The following is a 21852-nucleotide window of genomic DNA, read 5'->3' on the forward strand; positions in this document are numbered from 1 at the left end:
TATCACTATCTCCATATTAATTCATCTTTAACTCTATCATAACCTTTATTTCATTTCTTTTTGACTACAATCTAAATATAACAAAGGGGACTGACAAATAAAATGATTGTGTCAGTCCCATGATTGATTACCTATATACAATTACAATACATCTAATGGATTGATAAGTGATCCATTTTTGTAAACTTCGATATGCAGGTGAACACCGGTAGATTCACCAGTTGAACCCATGATACCGATTTTTTGACCTCTTTCCACCGTTTGACCGGCAGAAACAGAAATGGAATCTAAATGAGCATAAATCGTTTTATATCCATTTCCATGATCGATCACAACTTTATTTCCATAACCGCCATCGTCCCAACCGGCAGAAACGACTCTTCCGTTATCAACGGATTTAATTGTAGGATTATCTGGTCGCGCAATGTCGATCCCTTTATGAACTTTACCCCATCTTGGTCCTTGTTTAGAGGAAATATAACCGCCATTTGTCGGCCATGCAAAGTTTCCTGATCCCCTTGATGGAGTTGCTTTTGTTCCTTTAATGACAATATATTTCACTGGATCTTTTAGTTTCTTCTCTTCTTTTACATTTTTCTCGATTTGAGAACCGTTCACTTCTTTTGTTTCAAACGTAACGGATTTCTCACCTTCTTGACCTTCCTGCTTCACTTTCGTATCGCCTTTATTCATAGAAGAGTCTTCTACTACTTCTTTCTCATAGGCAATCTTTTCGATCTTGTTAGCTTCTTTCTTAACAAGTACATGGACAAGAGGTTCATAGACGGTCACAATTAACTCCGAACCGACTTTAAGGGCATCGTCTTTTTTCAGCTCTGAGTTTAATTCCAGCAACTTCCCTGTGGTTAACTGATGCTCTTCTGCAATCGTACCAAGAGCATCACCTTCTTGAATCTTATATTTCTTTTCTTCTAAGGTACCCTTCTTAAGAAGATCTGCAGCTTCCTTAGAAGACATCATTTCTTCCGGCTCCACTTGCGTCTTCTTCATCTCTACCTCTTCTTTAAAAGAAACTTCTAATAAACGTGTTTCATTTTCCTTTAAAGCGGGTAGAGAAGAGGATGAAGAGTCACTTTTTCGCGCTTCCAATTCGCTTAACTCTTCTTCAGAAACATAGTTGAGCTTAAAAGTCTTTAAAGCTTCTTCAGCTGCCTTTTCATCTTTTACATAAGCAACAGGTTTATTGTTCACAACTAAAGCAAAAGCATTTGCTTCAACCGATACTGATTTATTTAGATTCTCAATTACCTTTTGATTGTTTGTTTTCACAGCAGAAAACACATTCTCAGGTATGTACGTTACATCATGAGTAAAATCAACCTGGAAATCCGTGTATTCCTTCTTAGCCTCAGACAGTTTCTCATCCAAAACAGCTTCTACTTCTTCCTGATTCGTTACTGCCCCTACATACTCACTACCCATATATACATGATAGATGGTTTGAAGATTTTCATCCGTTCCAGTACTTGCTGCCGCAGATGAAAAAGTTAGAGTCGTAAGAGCGAGAGTTGTAATCCCTACTCTTTTTACAAATTGATTGGATCTATGTCGAATATTAAGTTTTTTATATTTTTCTAAAATGGGTGTTAATTTCTCTCCAAAACTCATTGAGTTGCCTCCTATAAACTAAAGCAAAAATCCCAGTTACGGTAGTTCATTAAGCCTAATTTAGTAAAATTCTATAAAATTCGTACTTTACTAATTTACCATAATTCGACGAAATCCGGGACACAGAATTAAGATTGTAATAAAACTGTATAATTGATTAGAGTTCAAAGTAAGCGCTTCAATGGTGTTTTTAGCGTCACAGTGGGAACCAGGTGGGTCTAAAGGTGGATGATCCGCTGAAACAATCATGGTAGAAATTAGAGGAATTTTATAATGTTTTGTTACAATAGTGTTACAAAGGCAAATAAAAAAGTACTACGAGAGTCAAAGTCGTCGCAGTACTTTTTGTAAGATGGCTCAGGACGGAATCGAACCGCCGACACATGGATTTTCAGTCCATTGCTCTACCAACTGAGCTACTGAGCCATATCGTTTTAATAGAATCAAATATGTAAATGGCGGTCCGGACGGGACTCGAACCCGCGACCTCCTGCGTGACAGGCAGGCATTCTAACCAACTGAACTACCGGACCAAAAATTTTTGCGATAGCAAAATATTTTTCCTTTAATTGCTTTAGCAAAATATTTTCATGAAGCTACATCAACAAAACTATCAATCTCACTTCAAAAAATAAAAATGACCCATACGGGATTCGAACCCGTGTTACCGCCGTGAAAGGGCGGTGTCTTAACCGCTTGACCAATGGGCCATGTAGAGAGAAAAAAATGGTGAGCCATGAAGGATTCGAACCTTCGACCCTCTGATTAAAAGTCAGATGCTCTACCAACTGAGCTAATGGCTCTAAGTATATATATAAACACTAATAGCAAGCTTGATCAGAGCCGCTTTCGTGACAACGAAATTAATATTATCACAGTATGAATGTCGAGGGCAATAGTTTTTTTGGATTTATTGTCGAAATTTATTTCTTGGGGAATAATTTAGAGGGATTTCCGATATGAAGTATTTCTCAAAGCTATTTGTGCTTAGATGGCAAAGTGTGGACTCGTCCTTTTCCTTTCCCACGATAACCTACACATACGGAGTTTAATATTCTTGTTGCAAGGGCAGGTGAAGAAATCCTTAAAAAGTCTTTCAGTTGTTGTCCGGTAATTTCTTCTCCAAAAAGCAGATTGTAATGCTCGAGTGCCTCAAGATGAGCTACTTTCGACTTTGTTTTACATTTAGGACAGGACCAGTATCCATGCACTCTATCTAAGGGAAGATAACTACAAATCTCACAAAATACTCCATTTATTATTTCTTGTCTGGATATATTATATTGATTTAGTACTGAGGGGTTCAGTGGGGTATCAAATTTTTTTATTAGCTTAATCATCTTTCTAATATCTCTATCCAGTAAAATATTTTTATGAGATTCATTATTCATTTGAGAAATTTTTTTGGGGAGCAAAGCAGCGTGGATGACCTTTTGACTTACATTCTTATCATTTGAACGAATAATTGTCTGGGGGTTACTGATAACGATGAGTGTGTGGATTGGGATTGGAGGGAAATGATGCTCATGTAACCATGATTTAAATTGAGATTCTTGCCTGCCAATTTGAATAATAGGATCAGGCAGTGCAATTTCAACACCGTTCTTCTTCTGTATCATTTGATGAAAGGTTGAATCAAAGTCTATCGACCCGGCTATATTTTTCACTTCTAAAATGAGTGCAAAGCTTTTTGTTAATAGTAAAGTATCAATCTGGAAATATCGACCGTTTATAAAGAGGCGTAAGTCATGAAGAATATAAAAGGATTTGTCGGGGAGAAGGCTTAAAAAATAGTCGATTGATTTCTCTCCATTATAACCGGCTAAACTTTTTGAGAGGTTTTCTTTAATAAAGTTTGTTTTAGAATGGGTCTCAAGGATACGTAAGAGCAGGACCTGCAGTTTTTGAATTTTAATCGGAAAAGGACGTTCTTTACTGATCATTTCATCACTCCAATACTAATTTTTTATTTATATTCTACTTTTATTAAAGAAACCCTGCTTTTTTCTGATGATATCTTAACAATAAATTGATGCGAGAGAGGTTTATTTTCAAAACTTGACCTTTTATTTTCAAAAATAGTATTTTATTTTCAAAAACCTCACTTTTATTTTCAAAACTGGAAATTTATTTTCAAGAATGCATTAAATCCGATAATACCTAGAACTCACCAGCAAAAGAAGACCCACCACCAGAGCACCAACACAACGCTCCAGCAGCAGATCTCCATCATAACCAATATTAATAAGTCAAACTAGCAGCCACAACCAATCCCACTACAATCGCAGCAGAGAATAGGCTGAATCCAATGGCGATATTTCCTTCTTCCACTTTCTTCGCTAAATTCGTCTTAGGTGTTAGTACGTACTCAATGATCCAGTAGGCGATGACTTGAGTGGCGATACCGATGAGTCCCCAGATAAAGGCGTCAAGCAAATTCAGGCTGTTAGCCCAGACGGTGTAGATGACGATGGCGAGTCCGATGGCTTTTCCCCATAGTTTGAGGGCTACGGCAATGTTTCCTTCCCTGATTAAGGTAGCTTCTGAGAATTTGGTAGTAAAGGCGAAAACGGTGATTCCGAGGATCATCAGTCCAAGGCCCGTTCCGACGTGAGCCAGAAAGCTGAGTAGTGCTTCACTTGTTATGATTTGCATGAGTTTCTCTCCTTTTTATTTCTTCTGTAACCCTACAGGCAGAAAGTATGATTCGTTATCGGTGATGGCGTTACCAGCCCGTATTCCGATTGCACCGGCCGTGCCATTAATAATGAAACTGCCTACCATCAAACTTGCATCCTTTATTCCCTCATCCGTCTTAATCGCAGCAACAGGCAGAGGGATAAATTGTTGGAATACTGGCAGGGTCTGCTTATAGGTTTCTTTTTTATCTTCTAAAAGGATCTTTCCTGTCGCTTCAATGATTTTGACCGTATCTCCTTCACGGCCAAATGCAGGTTTTTGAACGTAGGTGATCCCATTCTTCTCGAATTGATCAGAATCTAAGTAAGTTGGAAGAAAGTATCGTTCGATCCATTGATGTTCCTCATCTGTATAGAAGGCACTACATGCTTCATGAAGACCCCATATAAGTGCTTGAACTCCTTTAGACTGGAGTAAAAAAGCGGAGGGAGGATTCAAGATGGCAACCTTTTTTTCCAATACCATTTGCATCAGGTCCAAGCCTACATAATCTTCTGTCAGTGGATCCTTATCTTCAATGAGATGTTCGACAGGATACGTCGGCCGGTATAATACATCAATCCGCTCCCCTTGAGGAGTATAAAGACCATCTTCTCGAATCTGCAGCTGATCCAGGCTCACATATTCAGACGGCACACCTGAAAGCTTTTGTAGATATTTTGTTGTCAGGTGATCCTCTTCGTGATCCTGGTGAGAGGTGAAGACGATCTTAGGTTCGCCTTCCCGTTGCAAAGACTTCCAGGAAGATAAGAGTGCCCGCTTTAGCTCTTTCGCTAACGCTACCTCGAATCCCTCATTAGGATTTGAACACCCGAAATACTGACAAACCTTTTCATTCACATGATAAAGCTCTTTGATGAAGGTGGGGGTGTCGCTATTGAACTCTAATAGCTTGATTTCCCTACCACTTACAACGAAATCAAAGCGACCAACAATACATTCTTGAGGAATGGACTTAAACCTTATATAGGAAAGAGATTCCTTTGGAAAACCTAGCTCCAGAAGGGTATCATCCTCCAGCTCACGAAGTAGATCCGCACTTTTTTGATAAATAGTGTACACTCTTCGGGATGCTTCATGAATCGCTGAAATCGTGTCACGTGATTCCATCTTAATATCCAATAACGAGTACTCCAAGTCATATAAATCATGCCAAAACTCCGGGATGCGCTGATAGAAAGCGTTTCTTTTATCGCGGTGAGAGGCTATCATTTTATCCTCCGAACCCGCCCTTGGAGCCGCTTCCGATACCTGATTTATAGCTCTTAGAGTACGATTTATAGCTTGAATAATTTTTTAAACTGGATTTATTTTTGAACATTCTACCAGCAAACCAAAAGTAGCCAAAGTGAGGGGAACGGTCGTCATCACAATAATACGTGCCGCTTTCGTCATCCCAATCCCAGTCATCACAGTCAACATCTGTCGGTTCAGGTGGAAGCTCCTGATTTCCACAGCCGGTTACCGATATCGCCATCACGGATGCGACTACCCCAGCCATCATTTTCTTCGTTTTGTTCATTATCTTTCCTCCTCCAGCTTATAGCCCGTTGTTTTTACATATAATATATACACATAGCGATCCTCATCGATTTCAGCAGAATCACGTTCCCATTCCACCCCATCAATATAATAATAAACAGAACCGATGACGCTTAGAATATCGAGATGATATTCATGGTGTTCTATTTTTAAAATAGGGTGGTTGTTTCGTGGATTCAGTTCGCGAATTTCCAGTACCAATCCTTCAGGTGGAAACAAGGGATCCGTAACAGGTTCTTCTTCAAATATTTCTACATATAGTATAAATCGATCCCCTTCAATCGCTGAAGAAAGCTGACGATACGTCACACCTTCTTTAACAAAAAATTCGCATTCCCTTCTAGCCAGGATTTGTTCTAATTCGATATCAGGGTAATGATAGATTGCTTCATACGTATCGTTGCCTTTTCGTAAACGGTATTCAAGTACAGGTCGTTTCATTTTTGACTCCAGCCTCCTGATTGGAAGGATATGATTTCATTAAATATACGAACCAGTGAGGAAAAGGTTTCATTCCTCAGGGATTCATTGGTATTATTGAACTATGATTTTTCCGTAAGGAGGTTATGTATGATTATATTCCAAAGGCTTTGGAAACAGATTACGAAGATGGACTTCGGTTTCATTCTTCTATTATCCCTGATTATTATCCTGTTTGGAACCTTTGGCAGCCATTTTTTGGAGCCTGATACATTTCCAACGCTTTTTGATGGGTTTTGGTGGACGATGACGACCTTGACCACAGTGGGATACGGGGATTATTTTCCCGTTTCGGTGGGAGGAAGGTTATTGGGAATCTTCCTGTTTATCTTTGGAATCGGTATTATCGGGGTGTTGATCAGTAAAACCGTTGATTCCATTACCACATTCCAGAAATTCAAAAGGGAGGGAAAGTTAGTGTATACATATGAAGATCATTATATCTACATCAATTGGTCGAAGAAAACGGAGAGAGCCATTGAAGAAATTCTTGCTCATGTGCCAGACGCTGAAATTGTGCTCATTGACATGCTTCCTATCACCCCCATTGAGCATGAGCAGATTCATTTCATCCAAGGGGACCCTTCCGATGAAAATGTATTACTGAAGGCCAATATCTTTGAGGCCAAACGAGTGGCGATTTTCTCCGATTCAAAGATTGAAGATCCGTCCCTTGTTGATGGGAAAACTTTATTAATTGCGTCTGCCGTTGAGGGATTATCGAAAACGCATGGGAAACCAGTCCATACAATCGTGGAAGTGTCTGAAGATCGTCACATTCCAAAGTTCCAGCATATTGCTGTTGAGGATTTTATTTTATCGAATGATTCTGTTTCCCTACTGATGGCAAAAGCGACCCTTCATCCTGGAACGACTAATTTATTCAGACAGTTACTTAGTAAACGATACGGCAATAATATTCACGAATTCAAAGTAAAGGAGCATTGGAAGACCATTAAGCAGGCTTCTGAGGAGTTGCTGGAGAAGGGAGCTATTCTGCTCGCTGTGAATGATAATATGGATTTCACCGATGCCATGAACCGGGAGCTGCATGCTGATGACATTCTTTATGTCGTATGTCATGACAGAGTGTACGAACAATTAAATCAATAAAAAACTCTCAGCCGCTTAAATGGCTGAGAGTTTTTTATGAATTAATTCGGGCTCCACACGCTTCGAACTACATTTGTTTGAGAGCGGTCCGGACCAACTGAGAAGATGGAAAGAGGAATACCAGTTAATTGAGATACGCGCTCTAAGTAGTGACGAGCGTTTTCTGGCAGATCCGTTAACGTTTTACATCCTGTAATATCTTCTGTCCAGCCTGGAAGCTCTTCATATACTGGCTCACATTCAGCAAGAATGTTCAGGTTAGCAGGGAATTCTTCCATGACTTCACCTTTGTATTTGTATGCTACACAGATTTTTAAGTTTTCGATTCCAGTTAATACATCGATCGAATTCAATGAAAGATCTGTTAAACCACTAACACGACGGGCATGACGTACAACCACGCTGTCGAACCAGCCTACACGACGAGGGCGGCCGGTCGTTGTTCCGTACTCACGTCCTACTTCTCGGATTCTGTCTCCGATTTCGTTCGTCAGTTCAGTCGGGAAAGGTCCGTCCCCAACACGGGTTGTGTATGCTTTTGATACTCCAACGACGTGGTTGATTTTTGTCGGGCCAACTCCAGAACCGATTGTTACCCCGCCAGCTACCGGGTTAGAAGAAGTAACAAATGGATATGTACCTTGATCGATATCAAGCATTACCCCTTGAGCTCCTTCAAATAAGACGCGGCGGCCGTTATCGATCGCATCGTTCAATACAACGGATGTGTCTACAACGTAGTGCTTAATTTGTTGACCATACTCATAATATTCATCCAGGATATCTTCAATATTGAAGCCTTCTGTTTCATAGAATTTTTCAAAAAGGCGGTTTTTCTCTTCCAGGTTACGAGCAAGCTTTTCTTCAAAAGATTGACGATCCAGAAGATCTGCGATACGGATTCCGACACGTGCTGCTTTATCCATATAAGCAGGACCGATTCCTTTTTTCGTTGTACCGATTTTATTGGCACCTTTGCGTTCTTCATCAATTTCATCAAGCTTTAAGTGATATGGAAGAATCACATGTGCACGGTTGCTGATACGCAGGTTGTCTGTTTTCACATCGCGATCGTGAAGATACTTCAATTCTTTCACAAGAGCTTTAGGATCGACAACCATCCCATTCCCGATAACGGATGTTTTTTCGTTATAGAAAATACCTGATGGAATTAAGTGTAATTTATATGTTTCTCCGTCAAACTTAATTGTATGACCCGCGTTGTTCCCACCTTGGTAACGCGCGATAACTTCTGCATGTTCAGAAAGGAAGTCAGTGATCTTTCCTTTTCCTTCGTCTCCCCATTGCGTACCTACTACTACTACTGAAGACATATTAAGCACCTCCGACGGGAATTAGTATTCCCTCTTTTATCAAACAAACTCATTTTATCAACACTAAAAAGGAAAGTCAATGAAAACACGAACGTTTATATAGGTAATTATATTTATGTTCGTATAATTTCAGGCATTTGTCCCGAAAATCCTGTAGTTTAAGAATTTTGAGACAAATAAAAAAGTCATAACTAAAAGTGAGTAGTGATAGTGTGAAAGCAGGGACCGTTCCTTTCCGCTCCAGGCACAAGATTCCCCGGGGAGGAAGTCGATCCTCCTCGGGCATTGCCCTGTGGGGTCTCGACCTTTCCTCTATTTCCCGCAGGAGTCAAGTGCCTTCCGCTACAATCCACTCTGCGCTTCTACACTCTTACCAACCTATAAATATGGATAGACAATCACAGAAAGCTCTATTGTAGATAGTCTGTTCCAAACTATTTACAAATGAACACCAAATTAGCCTCATTATGATAGCTCAACTATTTGCTTCGTTCCATTACTCTTCCATAGAGATTGTCAGGGGATTTGCGAGACTCCTATGAAAAATAGGCGGGCCAAGAACCCCGCAACGAATGCGAGGAGACTTGACCGGTAGTCTGCGGAAAGGGAGAGAATCCACTGACAATCAAACAGTTTGCTAATTGAACAGAGCAAGAGCACTCATTTTGAATGAAGTATTAAGCATGTTTACGTAACGAGCATTAACAGAAAGTTATGATAGCGCAATTTAGAAACTTTTGCTAATCTAAAATAAGCATTTTGAATTTTACACACAATTGTATACAGAGGTGACGATGAGATGATTAAACGTTTTTTCAGCTATTACCGGCCTCACCGGCGGCTTTTTTACATTGATTTTGCCTGTGCCGTGTTGGTTGGACTTTTAGAATTAGGGTTTCCCATGGCGGTATCATGGTTTATCGATTCCCTTTTGCCTGAGGGAAACTGGAGTACCATATTGGCGGTTTCTGCCGGCCTGCTTGTTCTTTACCTACTTAGTTCGAGTATGCAATTCGTCGTGAACTATTGGGGGCATAAGCTCGGGATCAATATCGAAACGGATATGAGACGGGAATTGTTTCACCATGTTCAAAGACAATCCTTCCGCTTCTTTGATAATACGAAAACGGGTCATATTATGAGCCGTGTGACAAACGATCTGATGGACATAGGAGAGCTCGCCCATCACGGACCTGAAGATCTGTTCATCGCAGTCATGACCTTCATCGGTGCGTTTTGGATCATGCTCACAATAAATATGGAGCTTGCTCTGGTCGCTATTATTATTGTTCCATTTCTTGTTTGGCTTATTTCGTATTCGAATATTAAAATGAACGTAGCCTGGACGAAAATGTACGGAAACATTGCCGATGTAAACAGCCGCGTTGAAGACAGCGTTTCCGGGGCGAGAGTAGTTCAGTCTTTTACGAACGAATCCTATGAAATGGAACGATTCAATGAAAATAACCAATTCTTCCGCAAATCCAAACTGAAAGCCTATAACGTGATGAGCGTGAATTTATCCGGAATCTACATTACGACTCGATTGATGACCTTGATCATTCTAGTATACGGAGCCTGGTTAAGCTTTTCCGGAGTGCTCTCTTATGGAGAACTCGTTGCCTTTATTCTTTATATCAATGTCCTGTTTAAACCGATCGACAAGATATCAGCCCTCCTTGAGTTATATCCGAAGGGAATGGCCGGTTTTAAACGGTTCACCGAGCTTATGGATATGGAACCTGATATTGAAAACCGTCCACATGCCATAGAAGTTCCCACTCTACGTGGAGATATTGCATTTGACGACGTTACGTTTGGTTATGAGTCAAACCGTCCTATTCTAAGAGATTTATCCTTTTCCATTCAATCAGGACAGACCGTGGCGTTTGTCGGACCTTCAGGTGCAGGGAAAACAACGATCTGTTCATTGATTCCACGCTTCTATGATATAGAAGATGGAGCCATCACCATTGATGGCATCGATATCAGGGAGATGACGAAGGAATCCTTGCGTGCTCAAATTGGCATCGTTCAGCAGGATGTATTCTTATTCACCGGAACTCTTCGGGAGAATATCGCCTATGGAAAACTTGATGCTACGCAGGAAGAAATTGAAGAAGCAACGAGACGTGCTCATCTGACCGATCTCATTGCATCCCTACCAGACGGATATGATACCCAAATCGGGGAAAGAGGACTGAAGCTGTCAGGTGGCCAAAAGCAGCGCTTATCCATCGCCCGCATGTTCCTGAAGAATCCACGAATCTTGATTCTGGATGAAGCTACTTCCGCCCTTGATACGGAAACGGAAGCGATCATCCAAGAGGCATTAAATGAACTGGCAAAAGACCGGACCACCCTGGTCATCGCCCATCGATTGGCGACGATTCGTAAGGCTGACCGCATTCTGGTCGTCACCGAAAATGGGATTGCTGAAGATGGTACTCATGAAGAACTGCTCTCAAAAGAGGACGGCATCTTCACAAGACTTCATGCCCATCAACATGCAACCATTCTATAAAGAAAAAAATCCAAGCACCTGTACCAGACAGGGCTTGGATTTTTTCTTCTAAGCCGGAGCGTCGTCAAATCGCCGCTCGAGATTTACGAATTTATTGTATTCCTTCACAAACGCAAGCGATACATTTCCAACAGGGCCGTTACGTTGCTTGGCAATGATGATTTCGATTATGTTTTTGTTTTCCGCTTCTTTGTCATAGTAATCTTCACGGTATAAGAAAGCTACGATATCCGCATCCTGCTCGATACTTCCTGATTCACGAATATCAGACATCATTGGGCGCTTATCTTGACGCTGCTCCACACCACGGGAGAGCTGGGATAAGGCAATGACCGGTACTTCAAGCTCACGGGCCAGCCCTTTAAGGGAACGGGAAATTTCAGAAACCTCCTGCTGACGGTTTTCTCCTGAACGCCCGCTCCCCTGAATGAGCTGCAAGTAGTCAATGAGGATCATTCCAAGTCCGTGCTCCTGAGCGAGACGTCGGCATTTCGAACGAATTTCCCCCACTTTAATACCAGGCGTATCATCGATATAAATGCCGGCATTCGAGAGACTTCCCATTGCCATCGTGAGCTTTCTCCAATCTTCGTCGGTTAAATCACCTGTTCGAAGGTTTTGGGCATTAATATTGCCTTCTGCACATAGCATACGCATAACAAGCTGCTCAGCTCCCATCTCCAGGGAGAAGATCGCGACGTTTTCTTTCGCTTTTACAGCGACGTTTTGAGCGATATTAAGGGCGAAGGCTGTTTTACCCATGGAAGGACGGGCTCCCACAATGATCAAGTCATTTCGCTGGAAACCGGCCGTCATATGGTCAAGGTCTGCAAACCCCGTTGAAATCCCCGTTACGTCACCCTTACGATTCGTTAAAGTTTCGATGTTGTCATAGGTTCTGACAAGGACATCTTTAATATTATGGAACGCACCGGCATTTTTTCGCTGTGCTACTTCCATGATGTTTTTTTCCGCTTCACTCAGGAGGCTATCGACTTCATCCTCCCGGGCATAGCCGTCAGAAGCAATATCTGTCGCTGTACGGATCAATCGTCTCAGTAAAGATTTTTCTTCAACGATCTTTGCGTAATATTCAATATTCGCAGCCGTCGGAACTGAGCCTGCAAGCTCACTTAAATAAGCGACCCCCCCAACATCTTCAAGCTCTTTCGCTGCTGCAAGCTCCTCTGTCACCGTAATTAAGTCGACGGCTTTTCCCCCGTCTCCCAAATTCAGCATGACATTGTATATTTTTTGATGAGAATGACGATAAAAATCCTCTGGAATCAAAATTTCTGATGTGGTTGTTAATGCGCTGGGCTCTAGGAAAATAGCACCTAATACCGCTTGTTCTGCCTCAATATTCTGTGGTGGAATCCGTTCCTGGAACACTTCATTCATCTATGCATAACCTCCAATTCAAACTGCGAAGGGGCAACGGACGTCTATAGGCATCTGCTGCCTGCGTCAAAGTTAACACCTTAATCTATATAAAAATAAGAATTTAGTCCTACCGAAAAAATGTGATCGGGATAGTATCCAGATCACATTTTTTATCAAGCTATATTCATTTTAACATGTTTTTCTCAAAATGAAGTTACCAAATTTCGTATATTTTCTCTGAAAAAATCTTATTCCTCTGTTACATGTACCTTTAAGGTTGCTGAAACGTCCGTATGAAGCTTCACAGGGACATTCGTATAGCCAAGGGCACGAATGGCATCGTTCATTTCAATTTTACGTTTATCGATTTTGATGTCATGTGCTTTTTTCAACGCATCCGCGATTTGCTTGCTCGTGATGGAACCGAATAAACGACCACCCTCACCAGATTTTGCTTTCATTTCAACCGTGATTTCTTCTAAAGTCGCTTTTAATCTTTTTGCTTCTTCCAATTCTTCCTGAGCCAGTTGCTCTTCTTTCTTCTTTTGACCCTCAAGCTGACCCATGTTTGCATTTGTTGCTTCAACGGCCAAGCCTTTTTTTAATAAAAAGTTATGTGCATAGCCATCTGCTACGTTTTTTACTTCTCCTTTTTTCCCTTTACCTTTAACGTCTTTTAAGAAAATTACTTTCATATCTCTTTTCTCCCTTCAAAATAATCATTTAATGCTTCCTTCAGCTGTTCTTCAGCTTCTGATACAGATGCTTGTTTTATTTGAGTAGCGGCGTTGGTTAAATGACCTCCACCGTTTAAGTTTTCCATAATGATTTGTACGTTCACGTCACCTAAAGAACGGGCACTGATCCCGATTGTTTCAGGATCCCGCTTAGAGATGACAAAGGAAGCAATTACTTCATCCATGGTCAATAGCGTATCCGCTGCCTGTGCAATCAGGACGGGATCATAAATGACGTCATCCTCTGCTTTCGCAATCGCAACGCCTTCACGGAAAAATTTAACCGATTCGATTAACCTTGACCGCTTTATATAAGTATCGACATCCTCTTTCAGGAACTTTTGGACTAATACGGTATCTGCCCCTTGTGCCCTTAAATAGGAAGCAGCATCAAAGGTCCTTGATCCCGTTCGAAGCGTGAAGCTCTTCGTATCCACAATGATTCCCGCCAGCAGAGAAGTGGCTTCCAGCATCGTGATTTTTTCATGTTTAGGCTGATATTCCAATAGCTCCGTCACAAGTTCTGCTGTTGAAGAGGCATATGGCTCCATATAAACAAGCAATGGGTTTTTAATAAAGTCTTCTCCGCGACGATGGTGATCGATCACCACGACTTTATCCATTTTATTTAAAAGCCTTTCTTCAATAACCATAGAAGGCTTGTGGGTATCGACGACCACAAGCAGCGTATCTTCTGTCGCCATTTCGAGTGCTTCCTCGGGGGTGATGAATCGGGAATGAAGATCGGAATTGACTTTAATCTCCTTCATCAACCGTTTCACGCCATTATCTATTTCATTAAAGTTTAAGACAACGTACCCTTCCCGCTGATTCATTTGAGCCACTTTTCGAATGCCGATGGCGGCTCCGATGGCATCCATATCAGGATGTTTATGTCCCATGATGATGACCTTATCACTTTCGATCATGATTTCCTTTAGAGCATGGGAAATGACTCTGGCACGTACCCGGGTACGTTTCTCCATTGGATTGGTTTTTCCACCGTAGAATTTAACTTTTCCATTCGTTTGCTTAATGGCCACCTGATCCCCTCCACGACCTAACGCGAGATCCAGGCTTGATTGAGCCAGGGTACCCAGTTCAGGCAGGGAAGAAACCCCGGTCCCTACACCAATACTTAGAGTCAAGGGTACATTTTGCTTGGCTGTGGTATCCCGGACATCATCCAATATACCGAACTTTTCCTTCTCTAATACTTGAAGGATCTTCTCATTAATGACGGCGATAAACCTCTCGGAAGAAACCCGCTTCAAGAATACGCCATATTCTTTTGCCCACTTATTCAGAATGGACGTCACGAGGCTATTCAAGCTGCTTCTTGTTTGGTCGTCCATCCCTTGCGTTAATTCATCATAGTTATCTAGAAAGATGATTCCAATATTCGTGCGTTCATCATGATATTGCTTTTCTATTTCTTTTTGTTCGGTGACATCAAAGAAATAGAGAAGTTTTTCTTTGAGCTTCAATACGACTTGATACTTTCTCTCATTAATCGTCACAATTTCTGAATCTACTTCCTGCTTGATTAATGGAACAAGAGATTCTGCCACATCGTATAAGGATCTTCCAACGACTGTATCTTCATTAAAACAAGAGGCAAGAAAAGGATTCGTCCATTCTATGTAATATTCATCATTGATCAGCATGATCCCAATGGGCATCTCCATTAACGCCTCTTCCCCTACACGCTTTACACGATAGGATAAAGTGGAGATATACTCCTCTGTTTCTTCGTGCGATCTTCTCTCAAAATAGAAAGCGAGAAAATACACGATTCCAAAGACAATCAACCCTATTAACGAAATGATCCATTGGTAAAAGGAGACCGATACTAACAATAGAGCTGTTAATATAGCAAGACCGTACAATGGGTAGCGGATCATTCGCTTATTAAAATAAGATGGCATGATTTCAGCTCCTGGACCTTAAATTTCTATGACTTGCGTTGTAGGCGTTGTCTTAGATCAAATCCTAAGTCAATTATACCTAAAATTCGCACGAGATAAAGAAGAGGAATCGAAATGATTGTAATTAATACCAAAATTCCTTTTGACCATCCTTTTATATGAGCGAAAAAATAGAGGAAAGACAAGCCCTGGACCGCCATCAATGTTTGCAATACATACAGAACATTTAGAAGGGCCGTATAGGCATACGTTCCTTTCTCCGGCTGCAGAATCATAGATAGAACTAAGGTAAGTAAATAATACCAAAGGATACTCTTAGGAAGCTTCCATTCTCTAAATGGTTTAAATACGGGTACATCTCTCCCTAAACGCTTCATGATGGGAAAGTTGATCAGCATAAATAACAGAGCCAATACGACAGCAATTCCAAGAAACAAGGTAGGCATCAAGGTCTGAATTAGATCAATGGAGCTCTCCAGACTTTCCACCAGTCTCTTATCCGGTTCCTGACCAAGCTTCTCAAATAAAGAATAATAAGCTGCCTTCGATTCAGCTAAGCTATCTTCTATAATATTAACATCGAAGAGTAGGATAGAAAAAACAAAACCAATCACAATATTGATGACAAGCGTGAGACTTGACGCCATAAACAGCCTCATTTTATCTACTTTCGCTTTCACACACCAGCCAATCACTACCCCGGTCGTCGCAACCATGAAGGCAACAGGCAGCGCAATGAGCCCTCCAAACAAGAAAGATAACCCTAACGATCCGATCAATACGTAAAAAGAATTCAGTAACGAATACTTAGAACTAAACAGAATAAGAGGGAGGGGCAATACGAAAAATGCAAGGGTCCCAATAAGCGGAACATATAAAGCCAACAACAGTAAAACAGTAAAGATGGCGAGCATAAGCGCACCTTCCGTTAACACACGGGGATTTTTCAATTGAAACGCTCCTTACGATATATTCAAAAACATGCAATAGCACTATCATATCAATTTTGAAGATAGATTTCATCTAGTGGGTCCTTACCCGAAGGTGAGAAGCATACTTTAATGTCCACCATTTAACTTTGTTGTGCCAATTTTGACCAAACTTGTGCCAATTTTTGCGTTTGTTGTGCCACTTCCCACTAAACTTGTGCCAAATTGTGAATATCAATAACTATTATTGTTAAAATCACTTCATTTTCATAAAAAAGAAGGTACCCCTTCAACATGCTTCTTTTCTTCATCTACTCTAGTATGCACTCATTTTTAAAAGGAGTATACGCAGTAGATAAAGAATAGCAATGTATCAGGACCACCCTCTAATGAATATTATGAAATTTTAAAACGTTCGATTGAAGACTGAAGCTCTTGACTTAAGTCTGTTAAGCGTTCAGCTGCTTCTGTAACCGATTGGACGGCCCTTACTTGTTCTTCCGTAGAGGCACTCATTTCCTCACAGGAAGCAGCTGTTTGTTCCGCTGTAGCGGCCATCATCTGAATCACGTTGACCACTTCATCTTTTTCAAGATTGATTTGACCCACTTCCTCATACATTCTTTCTATTTCATCCTGCATGGATTTCATTAACTGTGAGGTTTGGTCAAATACGTGATTGGTTTTTTGGATCACTTCATTTTGGACCTCAAAGGTTTCTTTCGTTTTCACCATTTCATCAACTGCTTGATGAGAGCCTTGTTGAATTTCTATAATGGTGCGTTTTACTTCTTCGGTTGCCTTCACTGACTGATCGGCAAGCTTTCGTACTTCTTCCGCCACGACAGCAAATCCCTTGCCGTGTTCACCTGCTCTGGCAGCCTCAATGCTCGCATTTAAAGCAAGGAGGTTGGTTTGAGAAGAAATATCCGTTATTGTACCCATGACCGATTCAATCGTCTTCACCTTTGCTTCCAAACTAAAGATGACTTTCTCCATGGAGGAGATGTATTCACTGGAAGAATGGTAGGCATTTTCTAATTCTTTTACCTGGTTTAACCCGGACTGGTTCATGACACCTGCTTGTCCTGCCATCTCAGACATAGCTTTCGACTTTTCATAGACTCCATTAATTCTTGTTCCTAATTGCTCTGTTTGATGATGAGCCCGATCAGAGTCGGCCGCTGATTGAGAAGCCCCTGTCGCAATTTCGGAAACAGCCTTTGCCATCTCTTCACTTGAGGCATTTGTCTCCTCAGAAACAGCACTTAATCCTTCAGCCGATTCCCGGACATTATAGATCGATTCTTGGACGACTTGTATCGTATCTTTCATTTTCACGATCATTTTGTTTAAATCGGACGCTAGTAATCCTGTCTCATCTTTGGAATCAATTTCAGACTGAATGGATAAATCTCCAGTAGAAACATCGGTTACCGTTTTTTGAAGCTGCTTGATTGGTTTAGTGATTTTATTAGAAATGAAGACAACTAACACCAACATGACAGCCAGGGTAATAAGTGCTGTCACGATCAGTAACCGTTCGATTTCTTTGGATGACTGAATGAGATCCTTCATACTATAGGCAGAGCCCACTTTCCAGTTCGTCTTTGGTACCGTACTATATACCAATACCTTTTCGTCACCTTCCAGTTCGTAACGGATTGTATCGGATTCCTTCTCAGAATTCAGCATTTTACTGATGAAAGGTAGCGATGAAAGATTTTCCCCCCGCTTAGTAGGGTGGACGATGGCTGTACCATCGAGTCCGAACAGGAATGGATAGCCGTTAAACCCAATGTCCATTTCTGAGACTCGGTCAGTAAGTTTTGTCAAATTAATATCGACACCGAGAACGCCTACTACTTTATTATCTGAAACTATCGCTCTGGAAGCTGTAATGATATATTCTTCCGTTGCAGTATCTACGTACGGCTCGCTCCAAACCACGCCAGCCCTTACTTCCTCAGCATTTTTATACCAATCCCTGCTTGTCGGATCAAAGTCACTAGGCAGAGAAACGGATGGAACGATTTTTAATTTCTTATTTGGTGATGCGAAGTAAATAGAAGTAGCTTCCTGATAAAGGCTTAAGTAATTATCAAAATCCGATTGAATATTGGCAAACAGCTCTGTATTTTTGCCGCCAGATTCTGTTTGCAACTGTGCTTTTGCATAATCTTTTAACGAGTTGGAGATTGAATATTGATCAATACTTTTTTCGTATTGTCCAAGAAAGAGTTGCACTGAATTATTTAGTTCTCCTACGATCCCTTGAGTTTGATCAATAACCTCTTTTTCTGTTTTCATTCTCGTTTGTAAGCTTGTAATCGCAATGATAACGGCTAACGATACCATAAATAAAATGGATATGATTACAATAAGCTTCATTCTAATAGATGATAGAAGAAAACCCTTCTTTCGTTCCACCTGTTTCCTTGTGTTTTTCTTTTTCACATAAATTCCCCCTCTTACTACCAAAAAGCTATCTATATATACACTTATTCATCGACATTTTTCAGCATTTCTTTATAGGTACACGGGAATTTACAAGAACAAAGTGATGGCAGATAGGATAATCGAAGGGGTGCTTTGCATAGGAGGAAGAGATCTCATACACACCGTTTAAAAAACGGCATAAAAAAAGCAGAAGAGACAAGTCTCTGCTGCTTTTTTAGTCGATGATATTATTCACCAGTAACGTATGGAAGTAATGCCATTGTACGAGCGCGTTTGATCGCACGAGTCAACTTACGTTGGTACTTAGCGTTAGTTCCAGTTACACGACGTGGAAGAATTTTTCCACGTTCAGATACGAATTTCTTAAGAAGATCTACATCTTTGAAATCGATATGTGTAATTCCGTTTGCTGTGAAGTAGCACACCTTACGACGTCTACGTCCACCTCTACGTCCTCCTGCCATTTGTTTCGCCTCCTATCTTGTTTAGATTCATTATCGTTCGTTTAGAATGGTAGATCATCATCGGAAATGTCGATCGGCTGACCGTCATTTGCAAATGGATCCTCATCTACACGTGTATAGTTGTTGTTATTATTGTTGTTGCGTTGTTGATTCTGATTCTGACTATACGGATTTCCTTGGTCACGTTGACCTCCACCCGAATAGCCCGGACTTCCTCCACGATCGCCTTGATTCGCACTACGCGGCTCTAAGAACTGAACGCTTTCTGCTACAACTTCCGTCATAAACACCCGGCGTCCATCTTGTCCTTCGAAATTACGTGTTTGAATACGACCGTCAACGCCAGCTAAGCTGCCTTTTTTAAGAAAGTTTGCTACATTCTCTGCAGGGCGACGCCATACAACGCAGTTAATAAAATCTGCTTCCCGTTCTCCTGATTGATTCGTAAAACTACGATTGACAGCCAGTGTAAACGAAGCAACAGCTACTCCACTTGGAGTATATTTTAATTCAGGGTCTTTGGTTAAACGCCCTACTAATACAACTCGGTTCATCATCAGAATCAACCCCTTCCTTCTAGTTTACTGTTTCACGTGAAACAGATGATAGAAGTGTATATCTTAAAAAAACGTACGGATTATTCTTCTTCTTTAACAACGATATGACGGATAATATCATCGCTGATTTTAGCTAAACGATCGAATTCGTTAACTGCATCAGAAGTAGCGCTCATCTTAACTAGTTGATAGAAACCATCACGAAAATCGTTGATTTCATACGCTAAACGACGTTTACCCCAATCTTTTGACTCGATGATTTCCGCGCCGTTAGTTGTTAAAACGTTATCGAAACGCTCAACTACTGCTTTCTTTGACTCGTCGTCAATGTTTGGGCGGACAATGTACATAACTTCGTACTTTCTCATCTGAATGTCACCTCCTCGTGGTCTATGCGGTCCTTTCTTTGTGAAAGAACAAGGAGCAATGCGTTCATTACTCACGAAATAAAATTATAGCACAGGTTATCTATTATTGCAATATGACGTAAAAAAAAGACTAGAATCGGGACTCTAGTCTTTCAATAATGCTTTTTTCGTAAACTTTGTTGCTCTTTAAGAAGCGAGTGCTGGTTGATTTCCACTCCAGGTGCTCGCTTTCCGCGGGGCGTGAGTTGAGCCTCCTCGGGCTTTGCCCTGCGGGGTCTCAACTTTCCCGCTATTCCCGCATGAGTCGAGTGCCTTCCGCTCCAATCAACTCTCAGAGAATTCAGTTCTGATGAAAAGTCAAAGAAAAAGCATAGTCTCGCCTATTTTTTCTCAAAACCTACACATTAAAACGGAAGTGAATGATATCTCCGTCTTTTACGAGGTATTCTTTACCTTCTAAACGGACTTTTCCTGCTTCACGGGCTGCACCCATTGTTCCTGCTTCCACCAGGTCTTCATAAGAAACCGTTTCGGCACGGATGAAGCCTCTTTCGAAGTCAGTATGGATGACTCCGGCACATTGTGGAGCTTTCATCCCTTCACGGAATGTCCAGGCGCGGACCTCTTGAACGCCGGCTGTGAAGTACGTAGCCAGTCCTAATAAAGAGTAGGTAGCGCGGATCAGCTGATCTAAACCGGACTCTTCAATCCCTAGCTCTTCCAGGAACATCGCTTTTTCTTCGTCATCAAGCTCAGCAATTTCAGATTCGATTTTCGCACAGACAACAATCACTTCTGCATTGTCTTCTTTAGCAAATTCACGTACTTTCTGAACATATTCGTTGTCAGAAGGGTCGGAAATTTCATCTTCACTTACGTTTGCTACATATAATACAGGCTTTGAAGTCAGAAGATGAAGCTGTTTCACAAGCTTCATTTGTTCATCGGAGAACTCAACCGTACGAGCCGGCTGCTCTGCTTCAAGGGCTTCTTTGATTTTCACAAGGATATCATGCTCAAATACCGCTTCTTTATCTTTTTGCTTGGCCATTTTCTGAACTCTCGTGAGACGCTTATCCACTGTCTCAAGGTCAGCTAAGATCAATTCCAGGTTGATGACTTCAATATCCGCAATCGGATCTACTTTACCTGAAACGTGTGTGATATTATCATCCGCGAAACAACGGACAACCTGACAGATTGCATCCACTTGGCGAATATGAGATAAGAATTTATTCCCTAATCCTTCTCCTTTACTCGCTCCTTTTACAATACCGGCGATATCCGTGAATTCAAAGGCAGTGGGAACCGTCTTCTTCGGTTCTACAAGCTCTGTTAATTTATCTAAACGGTGATCGGGAACTTCAACAATTCCTACGTTCGGATCAATTGTACAGAAAGGATAATTGGCAGATTCTGCACCTGCTTTTGTAATTGCATTAAATAAAGTGGACTTCCCTACGTTAGGTAATCCAACAATACCAGCTGTTAAAGCCATTATGGTCACTCCTCATCTAAATTCTTATCTATTAAAAATCATGTAAGATCGAAAATAAGTAAACGGTCGAACCTTTCACAATTATAGAGATAATAGAAGGAAAAGACAAGTGAAGCTTCAGGCATCGTTTAGGGAAGTGAGAATATTTTTTTCTTTCAGCATGGCTTAACAAAAAGAGCATCCAATCGACTGAAACCGACTGAATG

The 21852-nt window shown here is 41.1% G+C and carries 18 protein-coding genes and 4 tRNA genes; 2 read left to right on the forward strand and 20 right to left on the reverse strand.

The window, feature by feature from the left end; genetic code table 11:
* Positions 1-141: 141 nt before the first annotated feature.
* The 10 genes from ACYH0O_RS24620 to ACYH0O_RS24665 all read right to left on the reverse strand — a co-directional run bounded on the left by ACYH0O_RS24620 (position 142) and on the right by ACYH0O_RS24665 (position 6312).
* Positions 142-1629: a peptidoglycan DD-metalloendopeptidase family protein gene (locus tag ACYH0O_RS24620; protein WP_482630707.1), complete on the reverse strand. Its 1488-nt coding sequence runs from the start codon at positions 1627-1629 to the stop codon at positions 142-144.
* 353 nt (positions 1630-1982) lie between these two features.
* Positions 1983-2055: transfer RNA gene (locus ACYH0O_RS24625), tRNA-Phe, on the reverse strand.
* A gap of 30 nt (positions 2056-2085) precedes the next feature.
* Positions 2086-2162 (reverse strand) — tRNA-Asp (locus ACYH0O_RS24630).
* 105 nt (positions 2163-2267) lie between these two features.
* Positions 2268-2339 (reverse strand) — tRNA-Glu (locus ACYH0O_RS24635).
* Between the two features lie 17 nt (positions 2340-2356).
* Positions 2357-2432 (reverse strand) — tRNA-Lys (locus tag ACYH0O_RS24640).
* A gap of 174 nt (positions 2433-2606) precedes the next feature.
* A complete protein-coding gene (locus tag ACYH0O_RS24645; RefSeq protein ID WP_482630708.1) occupies positions 2607-3572 on the reverse strand; it encodes a nuclease-related domain-containing protein in 966 nt (321 codons plus the stop codon).
* Between the two features lie 298 nt (positions 3573-3870).
* On the reverse strand, positions 3871-4284 hold the full coding sequence (locus ACYH0O_RS24650; RefSeq protein WP_148970568.1) for a DUF350 domain-containing protein: 414 nt from the start codon (positions 4282-4284) through the stop codon (positions 3871-3873).
* A gap of 15 nt (positions 4285-4299) precedes the next feature.
* Positions 4300-5541 (reverse strand): glutathionylspermidine synthase family protein, encoded by a 1242-nt coding sequence (locus ACYH0O_RS24655; protein ID WP_482630709.1) that lies wholly within the window; start codon positions 5539-5541, stop codon positions 4300-4302.
* A 1-nt stretch (position 5542) separates the two neighbouring features.
* Entirely contained in the window at positions 5543-5851 is a 309-nt protein-coding gene (locus tag ACYH0O_RS24660) for a hypothetical protein (protein ID WP_113969395.1), read from the reverse strand.
* The gene (locus tag ACYH0O_RS24665) at positions 5851-6312 is read right to left on the reverse strand and encodes a hypothetical protein (protein ID WP_482630710.1); all 462 of its coding nucleotides are present in this window, start codon (positions 6310-6312) and stop codon (positions 5851-5853) included. Before ACYH0O_RS24665 ends, ACYH0O_RS24660 begins: the two co-directional genes overlap by 1 nt.
* A 129-nt stretch (positions 6313-6441) precedes the next feature.
* Here ACYH0O_RS24665 and ACYH0O_RS24670 point away from each other — a divergent pair, with 129 nt between their 5' ends.
* Positions 6442-7464, forward strand: a complete 1023-nt coding sequence (locus ACYH0O_RS24670; protein WP_482630711.1) for a potassium channel family protein — start codon at positions 6442-6444, stop codon at positions 7462-7464.
* A gap of 41 nt (positions 7465-7505) precedes the next feature.
* Here ACYH0O_RS24670 and ACYH0O_RS24675 read toward each other — a convergent pair whose 3' ends face one another.
* Positions 7506-8798 carry an adenylosuccinate synthase gene (locus tag ACYH0O_RS24675; protein ID WP_149154935.1) on the reverse strand — a complete coding sequence of 431 codons (1293 nt, stop codon included), beginning with the start codon at positions 8796-8798 and terminating at the stop codon, positions 7506-7508.
* A 799-nt stretch (positions 8799-9597) separates the two neighbouring features.
* Here ACYH0O_RS24675 and ACYH0O_RS24680 point away from each other — a divergent pair.
* The gene (locus tag ACYH0O_RS24680; RefSeq protein ID WP_149154936.1) at positions 9598-11322 is read left to right on the forward strand and encodes an ABC transporter ATP-binding protein; all 1725 of its coding nucleotides are present in this window, start codon (positions 9598-9600) and stop codon (positions 11320-11322) included.
* A gap of 48 nt (positions 11323-11370) precedes the next feature.
* Here the strand turns inward: ACYH0O_RS24680 and dnaB are convergent, their stop codons facing one another.
* The 9 genes from dnaB to ychF form a co-directional block, all read right to left on the reverse strand.
* Complete coding sequence (gene dnaB, locus ACYH0O_RS24685; RefSeq protein ID WP_482630712.1) at positions 11371-12723, reverse strand: replicative DNA helicase; 1353 nt, start codon at positions 12721-12723, stop codon at positions 11371-11373.
* Positions 12724-12953: 230 nt separating this feature from the next.
* Positions 12954-13400 carry a 50S ribosomal protein L9 gene (gene rplI / locus ACYH0O_RS24690; RefSeq protein ID WP_149154938.1) on the reverse strand — a complete coding sequence of 149 codons (447 nt, stop codon included), beginning with the start codon at positions 13398-13400 and terminating at the stop codon, positions 12954-12956.
* The gene (locus ACYH0O_RS24695) at positions 13397-15370 is read right to left on the reverse strand and encodes a DHH family phosphoesterase (RefSeq protein ID WP_482630713.1); all 1974 of its coding nucleotides are present in this window, start codon (positions 15368-15370) and stop codon (positions 13397-13399) included. The genes rplI and ACYH0O_RS24695 overlap by 4 nt, the downstream gene beginning before the upstream one ends.
* Positions 15371-15396: 26 nt before the next feature.
* Entirely contained in the window at positions 15397-16320 is a 924-nt protein-coding gene (locus tag ACYH0O_RS24700; RefSeq protein WP_149154940.1) for a YybS family protein, read from the reverse strand.
* A gap of 375 nt (positions 16321-16695) precedes the next feature.
* Positions 16696-18756 (reverse strand): methyl-accepting chemotaxis protein, encoded by a 2061-nt coding sequence (locus tag ACYH0O_RS24705; RefSeq protein ID WP_482630714.1) that lies wholly within the window; start codon positions 18754-18756, stop codon positions 16696-16698.
* 230 nt (positions 18757-18986) lie between these two features.
* Positions 18987-19223, reverse strand: coding sequence for a 30S ribosomal protein S18 (gene rpsR, locus ACYH0O_RS24710; RefSeq protein WP_034764780.1), 237 nt, complete (start codon positions 19221-19223; stop codon positions 18987-18989).
* Positions 19224-19264: 41 nt separating this feature from the next.
* Entirely contained in the window at positions 19265-19780 is a 516-nt protein-coding gene (ssb, locus tag ACYH0O_RS24715) for a single-stranded DNA-binding protein (RefSeq protein ID WP_034764778.1), read from the reverse strand.
* 80 nt (positions 19781-19860) lie between these two features.
* On the reverse strand, positions 19861-20148 hold the full coding sequence (gene rpsF / locus ACYH0O_RS24720) for a 30S ribosomal protein S6 (RefSeq protein WP_034764776.1): 288 nt from the start codon (positions 20146-20148) through the stop codon (positions 19861-19863).
* Between the two features lie 397 nt (positions 20149-20545).
* On the reverse strand, positions 20546-21646 hold the full coding sequence (gene ychF / locus ACYH0O_RS24725; protein ID WP_482630715.1) for a redox-regulated ATPase YchF: 1101 nt from the start codon (positions 21644-21646) through the stop codon (positions 20546-20548).
* Positions 21647-21852: the final 206 nt, after the last annotated feature.

The organism is Rossellomorea sp. H136, from assembly GCF_056838065.1.